General features: G+C 65.8%; 18 protein-coding genes and 2 tRNA genes. 10 read left to right on the top strand and 10 right to left on the bottom strand.

Going from position 1 to position 15043, the window contains the following annotated elements; genetic code table 11:
* Positions 1–24 precede the first annotated feature (24 nt).
* A complete protein-coding gene (locus ACWEWT_RS29370; protein ID WP_452563791.1) occupies positions 25–666 on the bottom strand; it encodes an aminodeoxychorismate/anthranilate synthase component II in 642 nt (213 codons plus the stop codon).
* A gap of 291 nt (positions 667–957) precedes the next feature.
* Here ACWEWT_RS29370 and crgA point away from each other — a divergent pair, with 291 nt between their 5' ends.
* Together crgA and ACWEWT_RS29360 are read left to right on the top strand one after the other, a co-directional pair.
* Positions 958–1224: a cell division protein CrgA gene (gene crgA / locus ACWEWT_RS29365; RefSeq protein WP_063125759.1), complete on the top strand. Its 267-nt coding sequence runs from the start codon at positions 958–960 to the stop codon at positions 1222–1224.
* A 92-nt stretch (positions 1225–1316) separates the two neighbouring features.
* Positions 1317–1778, top strand: a complete 462-nt coding sequence (locus ACWEWT_RS29360; protein WP_452563789.1) for a PH domain-containing protein — start codon at positions 1317–1319, stop codon at positions 1776–1778.
* Between the two features lie 107 nt (positions 1779–1885).
* Here the strand turns inward: ACWEWT_RS29360 and ACWEWT_RS29355 are convergent, their stop codons facing one another.
* Positions 1886–2764 (bottom strand): rhomboid family intramembrane serine protease, encoded by an 879-nt coding sequence (locus ACWEWT_RS29355; protein ID WP_452563872.1) that lies wholly within the window; start codon positions 2762–2764, stop codon positions 1886–1888.
* Between the two features lie 190 nt (positions 2765–2954).
* On the opposite strand from ACWEWT_RS29355, the gene ACWEWT_RS29350 reads away from it, so the two are divergent.
* Positions 2955–3161, top strand: coding sequence for a hypothetical protein (locus ACWEWT_RS29350; RefSeq protein WP_452563787.1), 207 nt, complete (start codon positions 2955–2957; stop codon positions 3159–3161).
* A 6-nt stretch (positions 3162–3167) separates the two neighbouring features.
* Here the strand turns inward: ACWEWT_RS29350 and ACWEWT_RS29345 are convergent, their stop codons facing one another.
* Positions 3168–3962 (bottom strand): ABC transporter permease, encoded by a 795-nt coding sequence (locus ACWEWT_RS29345; protein WP_452563870.1) that lies wholly within the window; start codon positions 3960–3962, stop codon positions 3168–3170.
* Positions 3963–4021: 59 nt separating this feature from the next.
* Positions 4022–5098, bottom strand: coding sequence for an ATP-binding cassette domain-containing protein (locus tag ACWEWT_RS29340; RefSeq protein WP_452563785.1), 1077 nt, complete (start codon positions 5096–5098; stop codon positions 4022–4024).
* Between the two features lie 837 nt (positions 5099–5935).
* Between ACWEWT_RS29340 and ACWEWT_RS29335 the strand changes: the two genes are divergently transcribed.
* Together ACWEWT_RS29335 and ACWEWT_RS29330 are read left to right on the top strand one after the other, a co-directional pair.
* Entirely contained in the window at positions 5936–6841 is a 906-nt protein-coding gene (locus tag ACWEWT_RS29335) for an oxygenase MpaB family protein (RefSeq protein ID WP_452563783.1), read from the top strand.
* Positions 6842–6926: 85 nt separating this feature from the next.
* Positions 6927–7436 carry an acyl-CoA thioesterase gene (locus ACWEWT_RS29330; RefSeq protein WP_452563781.1) on the top strand — a complete coding sequence of 170 codons (510 nt, stop codon included), beginning with the start codon at positions 6927–6929 and terminating at the stop codon, positions 7434–7436.
* On the opposite strand, the gene ACWEWT_RS29325 is transcribed toward ACWEWT_RS29330, so the two are convergent.
* Positions 7433–7732, bottom strand: coding sequence for a cold-shock protein (locus ACWEWT_RS29325; RefSeq protein WP_452563780.1), 300 nt, complete (start codon positions 7730–7732; stop codon positions 7433–7435). The two genes, ACWEWT_RS29330 and ACWEWT_RS29325, sit on opposite strands and share 4 nt — an antisense overlap.
* A 112-nt stretch (positions 7733–7844) precedes the next feature.
* Here ACWEWT_RS29325 and ACWEWT_RS29320 point away from each other — a divergent pair, with 112 nt between their 5' ends.
* Both ACWEWT_RS29320 and ACWEWT_RS29315 read left to right on the top strand, forming a co-directional pair.
* Positions 7845–8486, top strand: coding sequence for a class I SAM-dependent methyltransferase (locus tag ACWEWT_RS29320; protein WP_452563778.1), 642 nt, complete (start codon positions 7845–7847; stop codon positions 8484–8486).
* A 157-nt stretch (positions 8487–8643) separates the two neighbouring features.
* The gene (locus ACWEWT_RS29315) at positions 8644–9171 is read left to right on the top strand and encodes a helix-turn-helix domain-containing protein (protein ID WP_452563776.1); all 528 of its coding nucleotides are present in this window, start codon (positions 8644–8646) and stop codon (positions 9169–9171) included.
* Positions 9172–9240: 69 nt separating this feature from the next.
* Here the strand turns inward: ACWEWT_RS29315 and ACWEWT_RS29310 are convergent, their stop codons facing one another.
* Entirely contained in the window at positions 9241–10119 is an 879-nt protein-coding gene (locus tag ACWEWT_RS29310) for an NAD(P)-dependent oxidoreductase (protein WP_452563775.1), read from the bottom strand.
* Between the two features lie 179 nt (positions 10120–10298).
* Between ACWEWT_RS29310 and ACWEWT_RS29305 the strand changes: the two genes are divergently transcribed.
* Entirely contained in the window at positions 10299–10601 is a 303-nt protein-coding gene (locus ACWEWT_RS29305) for a winged helix-turn-helix transcriptional regulator (RefSeq protein WP_452563868.1), read from the top strand.
* A 125-nt stretch (positions 10602–10726) separates the two neighbouring features.
* Here the strand turns inward: ACWEWT_RS29305 and ACWEWT_RS29300 are convergent.
* Both ACWEWT_RS29300 and ACWEWT_RS29295 read right to left on the bottom strand, forming a co-directional pair.
* Positions 10727–10799 (bottom strand) — tRNA-Ala (locus ACWEWT_RS29300).
* Positions 10800–10883: 84 nt separating this feature from the next.
* Positions 10884–12161: an oxygenase MpaB family protein gene (locus tag ACWEWT_RS29295; RefSeq protein ID WP_452563773.1), complete on the bottom strand. Its 1278-nt coding sequence runs from the start codon at positions 12159–12161 to the stop codon at positions 10884–10886.
* A gap of 269 nt (positions 12162–12430) precedes the next feature.
* Between ACWEWT_RS29295 and ACWEWT_RS29290 the strand changes: the two genes are divergently transcribed.
* A complete protein-coding gene (locus ACWEWT_RS29290; RefSeq protein ID WP_452563771.1) occupies positions 12431–13081 on the top strand; it encodes a TetR/AcrR family transcriptional regulator in 651 nt (216 codons plus the stop codon).
* A 223-nt stretch (positions 13082–13304) separates the two neighbouring features.
* Here ACWEWT_RS29290 and ACWEWT_RS29285 read toward each other — a convergent pair whose 3' ends face one another.
* Positions 13305–13778, bottom strand: a complete 474-nt coding sequence (locus ACWEWT_RS29285; protein ID WP_452563770.1) for a MarR family winged helix-turn-helix transcriptional regulator — start codon at positions 13776–13778, stop codon at positions 13305–13307.
* A gap of 77 nt (positions 13779–13855) precedes the next feature.
* Between ACWEWT_RS29285 and ACWEWT_RS29280 the strand changes: the two genes are divergently transcribed.
* On the top strand, positions 13856–14404 hold the full coding sequence (locus ACWEWT_RS29280) for a DUF1772 domain-containing protein (protein ID WP_452563768.1): 549 nt from the start codon (positions 13856–13858) through the stop codon (positions 14402–14404).
* Between the two features lie 33 nt (positions 14405–14437).
* On the opposite strand, the gene ACWEWT_RS29275 is transcribed toward ACWEWT_RS29280, so the two are convergent.
* Positions 14438–14506, bottom strand: a tRNA-Ile gene (locus ACWEWT_RS29275).
* Positions 14507–15043: the final 537 nt, after the last annotated feature.

Here is a 15043-nt window from a genome sequence, read left to right as displayed (position 1 = left end):
ATGATTCGGCCGCCCGGTTTCGTGTCAGACGGCCAGGGAGGCGACTTCCGCTTCCAGCATCTGCACGAGCCCCTCTTCGGGACGCGCGCCGCAGACCTCCAGCCAGTTGGCGAGCATCCGGTGACCGCCCTGGGTGAGTACCGACTCCGGATGGAATTGGACGCCGTGGATCGGCAATTCGTGGTGACGCAGGGCCATCACGATCCCGCTCTCGGTACGGCCGATGACGTCGAATTCGGGTGGCAATGTCTTCTCCACCACGGTCAGCGAGTGATAGCGGGTCGCGGTGAAGGGGTCGGGCAGTCCGGCCAGGACCCCGGTGCCGATATGGAATACCGAGCTGGTCTTACCGTGCAGGAGTTCCGGAGCCCGGGTCACCGTGGCGCCGAAGGCCGCGCCGATGGCCTGGTGGCCCAGGCATACGCCCAGCAGCGGAGTGCCGCGGTCGGCGCAGGCACGGACCAGGTCGATACTGGCGCCGGCGCGTTCCGGGGTGCCGGGACCGGGGCTGATCAGGATTCCGTCGAACTCACCGGCCACCGCCCCGGGGTCCGCGAGCTCCGCGTCGTCGTTGCGCCAGACCACTGCCTCGACGCCCAGCTGGCCCAGATACTGCACCAGGTTGAACACGAAGCTGTCGTAGTTGTCGACGACCAGTACACGCATCCCCAAAGATTACGTGTTCGCCCACCGGAGCACCCGGCCCGGCCCGCGGTCGTGGCGCGAGCGGTTCACCCGCGTCGTGTGGTGAGGACCGACGTGGAGAATACGGGTGCGCCGGGATCGGTCCACACGTCCGTCGCGCGGCGGCGCGGCCGCACGTCCACCGCCTCACGCGCCCGCCGGATCCCGCCCGGTCCACCTGCCCGGAGCGTACGGTTCGGCCGCTGGGCATCACACCGATTACCTGGTGGGATAGCCTTGGAATACGACCTGCACGCTGAACACGAGGACATCATGCCCAAGTCGAAGGTCCGGAAGAAGACCGACTACACGATCAACCCCGCCAGCCGCACGCCGGTGAAGGTGAAGGCAGTCGGTCCATCGCCCGTCTGGTACGTCACCATCATGCTCGGCTTCATGCTGGCCGGCCTGGTATGGCTGCTGGTCTACTACCTCGCGGCCGATCAGATCAGCTGGATGAGCAACCTCAACGCCTGGAACTTCTTGATCGGATTCGGCCTGATGGTGGTCGGTTTGATCATGACGATGCGGTGGCGCTAGCGGCATCGCACTCAGGATTACACCGGTGTAATTAATGCACACCTGTGGATAGACCTGTGGATAACTCTCGACCAGAACGGGGAGGACACCGCGTGCAGCCCGAGAGCCCCGAACCGCGTCTTACCTGGACAACTCCCCTGCCCGCGCTGGTAGCGGCGGCCGGGGGCGGTGTGGTTCTCGCGGTCGCGGCGGTACTGACCACCGAGGTGCCCGGTAAGTTCCTGCTCGGTGTGGCCGCCCTGGTACTCGTCGGCCTCGCCGGGCTCGGCTTGCGGCAACGGCCGCGACTGGCGGTGGTGCCCGGCGCGAACCCGCGGCTGGTACTGCGCACCCTCACGGGCGTCACCGAGTACACCCGTGAGCAGATCCTGCGTGCCCGGGTGGTGGGCTATCGCCGGCTCGGCCGCAAATCGCCGATGCTGGAGATCGACGTAGATCATCTGGGCTCCGAGCGACTGCTCATCTTCGGACGCTGGGATCTGGGTACGAGCCCCGAGGATGTCTACGACATCTTGCGCACGCAACTGCGGTTGCGTGGAAGCTCCGCGCACTGAGCGCCGTGCGGCGGCCGAAGCCGCCCCGGCCCGATGCCGGGCCGGCGACGGCATGTTTCACGTAAAACATGCGCCGGTGCACCCGGCGATACTCCCGGGACCCGGAGTCAGCGCATGGACGACGATGCCAGCGCTATCACCGCCAGGGCCACGACCGTCAGCACCGTGAGCGCGACCACACCGACCGATCTGGCCCGCTCCGGAGTCCGGGCCCGCACCCAGGCGGGCAGGAACATGATCCCGAGTGTGGCCAGGGTGCCCGCGGCCAGACCGCCGAGGTGACCCCACAGCGAGATACCCGGCAGCGAAAAGCTGATGAACACGTTGATCGCGATCAGGATCAGCATATTGTTCGGGCTCTGGCGCAACCTGATCAGGATGACCGTGATCGCCCCGAACAGTCCGTACACCGCACCGGAGGCTCCCGCGGTCAGATTGTCCTGGGCCAGCAGCATCACCGCGGCCGATCCGCCCAGCAGCGAGATCAGGTACACGGCCAGATAGCGGGCGCGGCCCAGCACCAGCTCGATATCGCGGCCGACGATATAGAGCGCGAACATGTTCAGCAGCAGGTGGATCAGCCCGTAGTGCAGGAATCCCGAACCGATCACCCGGAACCAGTCGCCACCGGCCACCGCGGGCGGGTACATGACCCAGTCCACGAACAGCCCCGATCCGCGCTGGTTGTTCATCAGGCTGCGTGACTGCGCCGCGGTGACGGCGTAGACGATGACGTTGAGCGCGATCAGGGTGTAGGTGACGAACGGCACCGAATTACGCGCCGCCACCGCCCCCGAAACGGTCCGGACCTGCGGGGTACTGCGCTGATCGGCACGCAGGCAATCGACGCAGTGCTGTCCGACCGAGGCCGGACGCAGACATTCCGGGCAGGCCGGACGGCCGCACCGGGTGCAGGACAGTCCGGTCGGGCGGTCGGTATGCCGGACACAGACCTGGGCCGGCGGCGACGGCTGCTGGGGGTTCACCGCGGGCTCCGGTTGGTCGTCGGGCAGATCTCGCGGCGTGCTCCCGACCCGGCCGGGCGTGTCGTACTCACCTGCCCATCGTGCCACGGGTACGCGCGGCGCGCGGCGCGCCGTACTCGCGATCGATACCGGCGCCGAGGCTCTGACCTGCCGGTCTGCGTTATCGGCCGGGCTGTGCCAGAGTTGAGCCATGAGTTCGAGGCCACTGCGTCCATCCAGTCGTCTGCGCTATCGGCTGCTGGCCGCTGCCACGGTGGCGGCGGCGGGTGGTACCGCGTGGCTGGTGCGCAGCAAGCGCCCGCAACCGCCCGAACCCGCCCCCGCCCCGCCCCGGATCGGCTACACGCGCAACAGCGCCCCGGTGGCCCCGGACGATACCGGGGCCACCGAGAGCTGACCGAGCTCAGCGGCTGACGGTCGTGCGGTACTGCCGCAGTGCCAGCGGTACGAATACGGCCAGGATGATGATCACCCAGACCAGGGTGGTCACCACCGGATGCTGCATCGACCAGGCCGTCGGGGTCTGTGCTGCCGGCACGGCGTTACCGAACAGTTCGCGGGATGCCTGCGTGAGCGCGGAGACCGGATTCCATTCGGCGAACACTCGCAGCGGTGTCGGCAGTTCGTCCATCGGCACGAAGGTGTTGGCCAGGAAGGTGAGTGGGAAGATCACCATGAAACTGGCGTTGTTGAACACCTCGGGTGTGCGCACGATCAGGCCGACCACGGCCATGATCCAGGAGATCGCGTAGGCGAACAGCAGGAGCAGGACGTAGGCGAGAATCGCGTCCAGTACCGACCCACGGATCCGCCAGCCCACGATCAGCCCGGTCAGCGACATCACCACCAGACTCACCACGTTGATCACCACATCGCTGACGGTGCGCCCGATCAGCACCGAGGACGGGGCCATGGGTAGCGACCGGAAGCGATCGATGATGCCCTTCTGCATATCCTCGGCCAGGCTGAGTCCGGTGAAGGTCGACCCGAACACCACCGTCTGCACGAAGATGCCCGCGATCAGGAACTCGCGATAGCCGCCCTCCATGCCGGGCACTTCGATGGCGGTACCGAAGATATAGGCGAACAAGAGCACGAACATGATCGGCGAGAGCGTGCTGAAGATCAGCACATCGGGTACTCGCTTTATCTTGATCACATTGCGCTTGGTGACGGTCAGGCTGTCGCTGACCACCATGGAAAGTCGTTCGACCAGGGTGGGGGTCTCCCCGGTATCGCCGACGGTTACCAGCGCGGTCATCTGTTCTTCCCTTCCATCGCCTCGATCGCTTCCACCGCGCGCGCCGGACCGACTTCGCCGTCGGCGGGCGGTCGACGCTCGTCGCCGGACCGTCTGTCCTGCTCGTAGCGGTCGGCTCCACCCGGGTCGTCCTCGGCCTCGTGCCCGGTGAGGGTGAGGAACACATCGTCGAGTGAGGGCCTGCGCAGCCCGACGTCCTGGATCTTCACTCCTTCGTCGGACAGCCTGCCGATGGCCGCCACCAGCGCCTGGGAACCGTCACTGACCGGGACCACCAGCCGGCGCAGACCCGGTTCGAGATGGATATCGCCGTCGGCCAGCGGCGCGAGCGCCTGCTGCGCGACAGTCAGATTGTCGATGTGATCGACCGTCAATTCGATCCGGTCACCGCCGACCATGCTCTTCAACTCGTCGGCGGTGCCGCGAGCGATCACCTGTCCCCGGTCGATCACCGCGATGGCATCCGCCAGGCGGTCGGCCTCTTCCATGTACTGGGTCGTCAGTAGCAGGGTGGTACCGCCCGCGACCAGTTCCTCGATGACATCCCAGAGGTCGAGCCGGGCCCGGGGATCGAGGCCCGTGGTGGGTTCGTCCAGGAACAGCACCGGCGGATTCGCCACCAGCGCACCGGCCAGATCGAGCCGGCGGCGCATACCCCCGGAATAGCCGCGGACCGGGCGATCGGCGGCATCGCTGAGGCGGAACCGCTCGAGCAGTTCGCGCGCGCGTTCCTTACTGCGCCGGGTCCCCATGTGGTACAGCCGCCCGACCATCTCGAGGTTCTCGAAACCGGTCAGATATTCGTCGACCGCCGCGTACTGGCCCGAAGCACCGATCCGGGACCGCAGTGCTCGCGGGTGTGCGAGTACATCGATCCCGGCGACGGTCGCCCGTCCGGCATCGGGCACCAGCAGCGTGGTGAGCACTCGCACGGTGGTGGTCTTACCGGCTCCGTTGGGTCCCAGCAGAGCGGTGACAGTCCCCTCGGGCACGGTCAGATCGAGGCCGTCGAGTGCGCGTACCCGGCGGCCGTAGTGTTTTACGAGACCCTCGGCGACTATTGCGTCGGGCATGATTCTCCTGAATGAGTATGTGGGTCGGGGACTGGTCGTATATCGCCGGCAGCGGATCGGCCACCGACCTGGAGCGCTTCGGCAAACCGGGCCGACACCGTGCAGTATCGTCGCCGCCTCCGACGTTTTCATCCGATTTATCCGGTTCTGCGACGACCTCCCGGTACGAGCCGCGGCCTCGACACATCTCACGACCGGTCGCCGCGTCGCGCGCAGCACCCTTTGGATTCGGTATCCGCCGTCACTCGATCGGGGGGGGAGGCACGGCAGCGGGGACGGCCGTGCGCATGCTCATAGTGCACAGCGGCATAGTGACAGCACCGTCCGACAAGTCCGGCCCCGGCAGCACCGCGCAGCGCAGCCGGGAAGCGCCGCGCAGCTCCGTGTTCCGCTGGGCGGAATACACTGGTCCAGAAGTCCAATTCGATTGTCCAGCAGAATAATTGAACGATCAGCAGCTCGAGGCTCTTATCCATTCACAGCACTGTGACGAGCGACGGAAAAAGTTCGAAACTCTTGGGCCCCTTGTGCGCGCAATTCCACGAGATCGCGTAGGATCGGTTCCGTCGGCCCCTCCCCCCCGGGCCGACCTTACGCGGGCCTCGGCTAACTCCCCCCCTTCGCCGAGGCCCGCTCTCATATCCGGACCCCTCCTTCGTCGGCCGGACAGTCTCCAGGAGCGCGACCGTTCCGCTCCGCGGATATTCCCGGATCCACCACGCACCGGCCGTTTCCGCAGATCCACCCGGTACCCCGCCTCGCCATTCGACGCAATGGTGAGAGATTTGGAGTATTATCGTCTCATCAGCTCGATGCAGTAGATCAAGGGAGATCCGCATGACCGCGTCTGTCGCAGCCATCGATACGCCCGCTCCGGCGGAGCGTCGTCCATTCGGTCCCGGCACCCGGACCTGGGAAGAGACCGGGCTGATCACCTTCTCCCTCACCGCGGGCTCGGCATTTCTCCTGCAGACCATGGAGCCCACCATCTCCGCGGTGGTCGACGCCCACTCCACCTTCCGCACCGACCCGATCGGCCGCGCGATGCGCAGTCTGTCCGCGGTGATGATGTGGACCTACGGCGGCGAGGAATCGCTGGGCGAGACCGACCGGCTCCGCAAGATGCACACCACCCTCAACACCACCGACGCACAAGGCGTCCGGCATACGGCACTGTCCAGCGGCCCGTGGGCCTGGGTGCTGCACACCGGCACCTTCGCGTTCTCCGAGAACGCGAAGTACTTCGCGAAGCGGCCGCTCACCGCCGCCGAAAAAGAGGACTACTACCGCGAAGCCCTCCAGCTGATGCGCAACTTCTCGGTACCGCCCAAGGAACTACCGGCCACCTACGCCGATTTCGAGAAGTTCTTCGCCGATCAGGTGGCGAACCACCTGGAGGCCACCCAGACCTCGAAGGACTACCTGAAGGTCATCCGGACCATCGCCCCGCCCACCCAGCTGCCCCGGGCCCTGCACCCGGCGTGGCGGACGCTGACCGGCCCGTTCGGTCGTATGCAGTATTTCGTCACCGTGGGCACCACCCCGGAGGCAGCACGGAAGAAGCTGGGTCTGACCTGGAGCGAGTCCGACGAACGCAAACTCCGGATCCTGGGCTGGTTCCTCGCGCGACTGGTGCCGCTGCTACCCGAACGCCTGCGCTATTTCCCCATCGCCTACGAAGCCCGCCGGCTCGAACGCGATAAGGCGCGGCTGCGTAAGGTCATCGACGTGCGACCGCTCTGAACAAGCGGTAGCCGGCCCCGGGTCCTCAGGGATCCGGGGCCGCTCTGTGTACCTGTAAACCGGCCGCCGGCGAAAGGAGCCGATCATGACGGGGGCGATATCGATTCCCGGCTACGACCAGGTCGTGGCGCTTTCCCGCGAGCTGGGGCCGATCACTGTCCCGGATTCCTACCGCGACGAGAACGACCATATGAATATCGCGCACTACTTCGATCTGTGCGTGCGGGCCACGACGGGGGTTTTCGATCGAGTCGGTATCACCGACGAGTACCGCACGGAACGGGGCACGGGTTTCTTCACCGGCGAGCACCATATCCGGTACTACTCCGAAACCCGGATTGGTGAAGAGGTTTCGGTGTACGTACGCGGCGTGGACCGCTCCGAAAAGGTCGTCCACGCCATGGCGCTGCTGGTCAACGACACCACTCGGCGACTCAGCTGCACTCTCGAGCTCACCGCGGTCCACGTCGATCTGCGCACCCGATCGGCCGTCCCGTTCGCCGCTGACACCGCGGCCGCGTTCGACCGCGAACTGGCGTCCGCGGCCGTGGGCTGGCCGGTACCGACCTGTGGCGCGATGGGGGTCCGGCGCTAGTGCTCGACGTGGTCGCCACCCCGGGCGGTCTCGGGTAGCGCGGCGCCCGCCTCGGGCCGGACCGTCACCGCCTCGTGACCGCGGGGCCGGGACGTGCTGACGAACAGCACCGGCTGGCCGGCGTGCAGGGTGCGATAGCCGTCTGTCTCTATGCACCGGTACTCGACGAATACCTGATCGGTTCCGTCGTCGGGTTTGATGTAGCCGAAGCCCTTCTCCGAGTCGAACCAGAAAACTCGTCCGCGTCTCCAGTCCGATCCGTCGATCCCGGGCCCGCCGTATTCCGAAGCAGGCATTACCAGGTCTTCTCCGCTCGTTCCGTCAGGGTCGACACCACCAAACCTACGCCCTGGCACCGCAAAGGTCACGGTCGCCTCCGCCGCCGCGCCGGACACTACTGTCGTCGCGGTGACCGAATCCTGTTTCCTCTCACGTACTCGCGCCGGCTACGACGCGATCGCCACCGCCTACGCCGAGCATTTCGGCGGATACCTCGAGCAGAACTTCTGGAACCACGCGGTTCTCACGGCGTTCGCCGAATCGGTGCGAGATTCCGGACCCGTCGCCGATATCGGCAGCGGTCCCGGTTGGGTCGCCGCGTTCCTGGCGGCACAGGGAATCCGGGTGCACGGGATCGACCTCTCCCCCGCGATGGTGGATATGGCGCGCAATTCTTTCCCGGAGATCGGGTTCGAAGTCGGTTCGATGACCGCACTCGATATCCCGGACGGGACTCGGGCCGGTGTCGTGTCCTGGTATTCGCTCATCCATATCCCCCCGGCGGAGCGCCCGGGTGTGCTGGCGGAGTTCCGGCGAGTGCTGCGGCCCGGCGGAAAACTACTGCTGGCCTTTCAGACCGGCTCCGACATCCTGCATCTGGACGAAGGGTTCGGCCGGACCATCTCATTGGACTTCCACCGGATCCGGACCGACGAGTTGGTGGACTCCCTCGACACCGCCGGCTTCACCGTCGATCTCCGATTGGACCGCAGGGCCGACGAGGGTGAGACCGCTCCGCAGGCCTATGTGACCGCGACCCGCTCGAGTTGACAGCCGACTCTCGAGCTATCGAAAAGATGTGTCACAGCATCGTTTCGATAGCTATCAAGTTGATAGATTTCAGCGCCGGAGAGGGCGAACAGCCCTTACCGATCGGTACATCGAAACGATTCTTGACGCGATCATTTCGATAGATGAACCTGTTCAGGTGGTGATCAAGAAGAACCCGCTCGGCGCGACGGGCAATACCGTTCGGGTCAATATCGCGCGGTATCGCAATCGTATGAACCTCGGCTACGCCGATCTGGCGCGCAGCCTCGAGGCCCTCGGACGCCCGATCCCGGTACTCGGTCTGTCGCGTATCGAGCGGGGCGAACGCCGGGTCGACGTGGACGACCTGATGGCGCTGGCGGTCGCCCTCGGCGTTTCCCCGACCAGTCTGCTGCTCCCGGATGCGGCCGATTCCGGCGATAGCGTCACCGCCACCTGTATCGAGGGCACGGCCGCGGATCTGCTCGGCTGGTTCCGTTTGCATACGCCGTCGGCGCATATCGGTAAACCGGCCGGCGAGCGAAACGTCCGCGACGCCATCCGGTTCATCGCCGATTCCCGGCCGCGCTGGGATATCGAAAGCCTCACGCTGGAACAGCTCCCCGGCGTGGGCCATCAGGAGTACGCGGAGGAGATCGCCGAGAAGGCTCGGCAGACGAATCCCGATGCGGGCCATCGCAGATAGATAGGACACCGGGTGCTCGGCCACCGATACGGCCGAGCATCCGGTGCGGGCGAGCGCGATGCCGCGCGGTCAGGAAGCGCCGGAACGCAGCAGCTCGAAGATCGACACCGGGCGCCCGGCCGCTTCGCTGACCGACCGCGCCCGGCGCCACAAACCCTGTGCCGTACGGGAAAGCGTGGCGTCCACCCCTACCTCTTCACTGGCATCGATGATGTGCTGCGCCCCGGCGTCCATCATCGCGAACGACGCGAGATCTCCCCAGCCGCCGTTCTTCGCCGCCGCCGCGTACTCGGCCATGAAGAAGGGGTAGGCCTCGCTGGAACGCTGGGCGTAGGGCAGGAACTTGTCGATATCGCTGCCGGACTGTTCGATCACTGCCAGAGCCTGATCGAAGGCCAGCATCCACGGATGGAATGTGATCAGCAGCGCCTGGTAGAACACCTGGGCCAGCCCGTCGTCGGCACCGATGTACTCCTGCGGACTCAGCGGGCGCAGCAGTTCGGCGTGCGCGTCGAAAACCGCACGTGGTCCGCTGTAGAAAACATAGGACGCCGGGTGGGTGATGTTGTCGCCCGCGGACATGAATCCGCCCGACAGGAACTCGCCACCGTGGGAACGCACCCAGGCCGCCCCGGCGCGCGCCTTGTCCGGCGAATCCGAGGACAGATTGGCGATCACCTTTCCGGACAGGTGGTCGGTGGCCGGACCGAGCACGTCGTACATCGCGTCGTAATGGGTCAGGCTCAGCACGATCACCTCGTTGGCGTCGAGCGCTTCGGCTACCGTCGCGGCCCGTTTCGCGCCCAGCGCGACCAACTCGTCGGCTTTCGCACCGGTACGGTTCCACACGGTGACCTCGGTACCGGCCGCCAGTAATGCCCGTACCATCGCCCGGCCCATCGGACCCAGCCCGATCACGGTGACGGATGGGCTGTTGTGCTGAGACATCGGAACAACCTCTCATCGGTAATGGTTCAGTCGGTTTCGGCGCCGGTCCCGATATTCGTCGCCGCAGGTAGAGTCGGGAAGAACGCACTTGCGGGTGGGGTTGCTCACCATGAGGTCCGTAACGAGGTCAGGAGGACGCCGTGGCCGTATCCGGTGATGTGGATCACGAGATCTGCGGTATGTCCCTGGCCATCGAAGTGGTCGGCGGTAAGTGGAAGATGCACCTGATGTGGATTCTCGGCGAGGGCCCGCAGCGGTTCGGGAACATCCGCCGAACGCTTACCGGGGTGAGCGAGAAGGTGCTGACCGAGAATCTGCGCCACCTCGAAGCGAGCGGGGTCGTCCACCGCACCGTCTATCCCGAGATACCGCCCCGGGTGGAGTACTCCCTGACCCCGCTGGGCCGAGAGCTCGCCGAAGCGCTCCGGCCGCTGGAGGAATGGGGCGATCGGCACCGCGGCAGGCTCAGCGCGGCAGGCTGATTCGCACCGGATGCGCGGAACCGGTCAGGGCCCGGACCCGCCTCTGCGTAACGGCGAACGTGCCGCGCCGGGCCGAAACAGAGAACGTCCCCGGCCACGGGAAGCAGGCCGGAGACGTTGTCGAGTGGAGCCTAGGGGAATCGAACCCCTAACCCCTGCCTTGCAAAGGCAGTGCTCTGCCAATTGAGCTAAGGCCCCGGGGCGGTTTGCGCCGCGAGTCGCCTGCGAAACAGTAGCGTTCCGGCACGTACACCGTCAAACAAGACTACCTGTCGGCACTGGTCACCGCCGCAACGCACCGGTTGCCTCGAACTCCGCCTCACGGCCCTGCATCTGTTCGCGGTACCAGTTCTCCCGGTGCCAGAGCATGAGCTGCTCGTGCACCCGGCCGACCGGCGGGATCCGGCGGAGGAATTCCACGGCGGTGACCAGCGGGATCCGGGCGATGGGGATCAGCAGCCAGGGGAAGGCCGACGGCATCCGGTAGTTACGGCGGGTGGTGGGCAGCATATAGAGGGCCGAGTACGCGGAGTTGATCCGGTAGTTGTAGTGCGCCCGGAGCCTGGCCAGACCGCGCTGCTCCGGTCGCGGCGCGAAGGCCGCGGGATAGGACTCGATGAGTTCGGCGCCCTGGGCACCGGCATCGTGAGCGCGGGCGACCATCGTCATCGCCATCACGCGGAGCGTATCGGCCACGGTTTCCGGATGCCAGCTCAGCCGCACGCCCAGCAGGTATCCCATGTACTTCTGGAAGTGCAGCAGCGCCCGGAACTCGGCGGGAGTCGTCTGGTAACCGAGCGCCCACAGCCCCATCCCCGGGATGGTGCTGCCGGCGATCAACGTGAGCAGCTGATAGGTCTGGCTGATCGGCAGCCCCCACCGGTCGTTCTCCCATTCCGGATGCCGTTGTACACCCGCGCGCACAGAGACGTGCATGATCCGCACCTTCAGTGCGGTGGCCCGCCCCTGCGAGCCCGGGGTGAGCAGCGCTCCGGGCTGGGAGACATCCATCCAGAACCGGCAGGTCTCCAGGAATCTGCGCAGTGCGCTGTCGCCGGCGTAGCCGCCCGCCAGCGAAAGCGGGGTGGCGACCGCGGATTCGGTGTACATCTCCAGCGTTTCGGCCCCCGCGAAGCTGAACAGCACGGTGCCCCAGCGCCGCCAGACCGCGGCGCCGCGTTCGACCAGCTCCGGCTGGACCCAGTCGGGCACCGTCTCGAATTCGTCGAACAGCGCGCGCATGGAGTCCGGAGCATCGGGAACGGCGCCGATTCCCTCGCACAGTGCGGTTTCCAGCGATCGCCGGCCGCGATCGCGGCCGCTCTCGCCACGCATGACCTCGGCGACGAACCGTTCCGCGACCGGGTCACCGGCGAACATATCCGCGCACAGCGCCCGGGCCTGCTCGTCGGTCGGGAACAGCGCCGAGCCCGTCACCGTCCGGAAGAACCGTTCGAGCCGCCGGACCGCCGGAGTAGCGCGTGCCTGCCAGTAGCGAAAGGCGGTCGGGCAGTGCTCGGCCGCTGTCTCCTCGACCGGCGTCACTGCTGGTATCGACATGACTGTTCCCCTCCCCCGCGCGGCCGCTCGCCGACCGCCCGGGACTGTACCGGTGCGCCGCGACGGCAGCGCGCCAATCCATACTCAAAAGTATGGAAATACCGTACTCGAAGGTACGGATTTTGAACAGGGCAATCCGGCAGCCGATCGAAGGAGACACATAGTCCCCTTCCGGAGCGGGAGCCGACCGTGATGGGCGAATCCGCCGAGGCCGCCGACCACCTCCCCTACCATCGGAGTATGAGACTCAGCGCTGACCTGTCGGACCGATGACGGCGGGTTCGTCCACCGCTTCGCATTCCGACTCGCCCGACGATCGGACGGCTCCACCGCGACCCCGCTCGAAAAAGGCTCGCGCGCAGCAGACCCGGCGGCGGAGCACCGCCCGGCTGTCCTACGACGACTGGGTCGACGGCGCGCTGAATCTCCTGTCCCGCGAGGGCGTCGGGGCGATCAAGATCCCGCGGTTGTGCCAGGAGCTGGGTGTCACCAAAGGTAGCTTCTACTGGCATTTCGACGATATCGAGCAGCTCATGGCGGCGATGGCCGACCGCTGGAGCGCGGTGCAGAGCGAAACCGTACGCGAGCTGGGGGCCTTCGCGGCGATCCCGGTGGAGGAACGGATCGAGAAAATGGCGGCGATGCTCGTCGATCACCGACACTGGATGGTGGAGACCACGGTGCGGGAATGGTCACGCGGCAATCCCAAGGTGGCCGATGCGGTACGCAATCTCGACCAGCGCGTATTCGAAACTGTCTACCGAACGATGCTGGATCTGGGCTTCGATGAGAATCAGGCCGGCCTGCGAGCGGGCGCAATGGTCTATATCGGCCTCGGATTGATCCACGGCCGGGACAATCTGCCGACACCGACCACCGAACAGGTGTACTCGGTCATCGAACTACTGGCCCGGCCGTGATCACAGGGACCCGGCTGTCACCGGGTCCGGCGGCGACGGCGCAGTACGTCGTCCGCGGGTGGGATCAGCGCGTAGTGACGTCGTGCCACAGGTCGGCGTCGTCACGCTGGCGCAGCTTGTTGATACCGATGAGAACCGCAGCGACAATTCCGATGGTGAGAACGTATTTCATATCCATAGCTTAGTGGCTTCACCGTTTTGCGCCCACTCAGGCCCGTATCGGTCAGCGCTGTTCACGCAGACTTTCCCGGGCCCGATCGAGCGCCGCCACACTTTCGGTGACGATATCTGTCAGTAGTGCGAGCTCGGCGTCGGTGCGCGCCGCGAACTGCTGTCCGAGCATTTCCCAGAGCTCTCCGAACATGGGCGCGACCTCCTGTAGCGCCCTGTCCTGCACGATCACCAGCACTCGCCGGCGATCGGCGGGATCACGTTCCCGCCGTACGAATCCCGCGGTTTCGAGGCGATCGATCATCGTGGTGACCGCACCCCCTCGGGTGATACCGATCCGGCCGGCCAATTGCCCGGCGGTCTGCGGCCCGTACATGGTCAGGATATTCAGGCAACTGAGATCGGTGATCCCGATCCCCAGCCGGTTCGCGATGGCCGAATGCAGCAGCACGGTCCCGCTGGACTGGGCTCGAAATGCCAGCTGGAGCGCAGTCAGGGTCTCGCTCCGGGTCTTCCCCGATGTCATGGGCAGCCTCCTCGTCCTAATCTCTCTGAATCAGAGAAACTCTTATATAGAGACTATTGCGGTCAGGAGAACGAACCATGAGTACCAAACGAGCAATACCCCTGTGGCTGCTGGTGATCTTCGTCGGGATCCAGTTCGGCGCAGGGTGGTACGAGAAACTCGGCGTGATCCCGCAGTGGACCGACGTTCCCACCGTCGGAGCACACGAGGCGATGACCGAATCGGGATTCCATCGCGCGGGACGCGCTTTCTGGCCCTTCGTCTCTCCGGCCGTGGCACTGCTCGCCCTGGTCAACCTCTACCTCGCGTGGCGAACCCCGGTCGCCTTCCGGCGCTGGTGGCTGGCCGCCGCCGCCCTCATGACTTGCTATGCGCTGTCGAGCTACCTCTACTTCGTACCGCAGATGCTCTCGTTCCAGTCCGAAGGCGAGCAATGGACCCCCGAACACGTGGAATCCTTCATCACCACTTGGACCACCCTGAACTACCCACGTATGGTGCTCGGCGGAATCGGCTGGCTCTGCGCACTTCGCGCACTCTCGCTGTCCGGTACGGCAACCGGCCCGGACGCCCCGGCGGAACCGGCGCCCGACAGCAGAAAACCCGACCCGTTCCGTGCGGTATGACCGGATTTCGGAACAGATCGGGTTGTCCATCTGTGGGTCTAGGAGGACTTGAACCTCCGACCTCTTCGTTATCAGCGCAGAACCGCGATACCGGGTGGTGATGAGTGGTGCCGATGAGCTGGCCGTATGTGCTGATGAGTGTCGTTCAGTTTCGGCCCGTATCGACGGCTCCGGTGCCTTTTTGCTCCTCGGTATGCCCCTGGTGACTTCCCTTCCCCTGCTTCCTCATACTGGCCATCCTGAGCTGAGGGAGGTCGTGTCAAGGGCGCTCTTTCCCTTGACTCGGCCGAGTGAGGTCAGACAATCGGGCCATGAGGAGGCAGGGATTACGCAACCAGCCCAGTCCCCGTACGGATGTCGCCATGAGATTTGTTCAGCAATTCATCCGCGCAGGTCAGATCGGTGTCGAACTTCCTGAGACCGGACCACAGCCAGGCCCCACGAACGAGGGCCTGCGGATTCGGTGGACAGCTGCGGGAGAGCAAGTCGGGTACGGCTCTCGTCGTGCCCACACTTCTCGGTTATCGAAAATCAGCCATCTCGGATCGGTGGCTATGGCGCCAGCCGCGCCGCTGTCGGCCGACGCGCCGCGCTGGCCAAGCCTGCGCCGGTCTGCGCGGTTGCGTGGCGGACGGCGGC

The organism is Nocardia sp. NPDC003963 (genome assembly GCF_053605105.1).
This window is presented reverse-complemented; position numbering and strand designations above follow the sequence as displayed.

Bases quoted from the DNA above. Each gene is read 5' to 3' on its own strand.
- ACWEWT_RS29330 (WP_452563781.1), top strand. From the start codon at position 6,927: ATGACGGGGGCGATATCGATTCCCGGCTACGACCAGGTCGTGGCGCTT.
- ACWEWT_RS29280 (WP_452563768.1), top strand. From the start codon at position 13,856: ATGAGTACCAAACGAGCAATACCCCTGTGGCTGCTGGTGATCTTCGTC.
- ACWEWT_RS29295 (WP_452563773.1), bottom strand. From the start codon at position 12,161: ATGTCGATACCAGCAGTGACGCCGGTCGAGGAGACAGCGGCCGAGCAC.
- ACWEWT_RS29305 (WP_452563868.1), top strand. From the start codon at position 10,299: ATGTCCCTGGCCATCGAAGTGGTCGGCGGTAAGTGGAAGATGCACCTG.
- ACWEWT_RS29325 (WP_452563780.1), bottom strand. From the start codon at position 7,732: ATGCCTGCTTCGGAATACGGCGGGCCCGGGATCGACGGATCGGACTGG.
- crgA (WP_063125759.1), top strand. From the start codon at position 958: ATGCCCAAGTCGAAGGTCCGGAAGAAGACCGACTACACGATCAACCCC.
- ACWEWT_RS29335 (WP_452563783.1), top strand. From the start codon at position 5,936: ATGACCGCGTCTGTCGCAGCCATCGATACGCCCGCTCCGGCGGAGCGT.
- ACWEWT_RS29350 (WP_452563787.1), top strand. From the start codon at position 2,955: ATGAGTTCGAGGCCACTGCGTCCATCCAGTCGTCTGCGCTATCGGCTG.
- ACWEWT_RS29290 (WP_452563771.1), top strand. From the start codon at position 12,431: ATGACGGCGGGTTCGTCCACCGCTTCGCATTCCGACTCGCCCGACGAT.
- ACWEWT_RS29310 (WP_452563775.1), bottom strand. From the start codon at position 10,119: ATGTCTCAGCACAACAGCCCATCCGTCACCGTGATCGGGCTGGGTCCG.
- ACWEWT_RS29370 (WP_452563791.1), bottom strand. From the start codon at position 666: ATGCGTGTACTGGTCGTCGACAACTACGACAGCTTCGTGTTCAACCTG.
- ACWEWT_RS29340 (WP_452563785.1), bottom strand. From the start codon at position 5,098: ATGCCCGACGCAATAGTCGCCGAGGGTCTCGTAAAACACTACGGCCGC.
- ACWEWT_RS29345 (WP_452563870.1), bottom strand. From the start codon at position 3,962: ATGGTGGTCAGCGACAGCCTGACCGTCACCAAGCGCAATGTGATCAAG.
- ACWEWT_RS29285 (WP_452563770.1), bottom strand. From the start codon at position 13,778: ATGACATCGGGGAAGACCCGGAGCGAGACCCTGACTGCGCTCCAGCTG.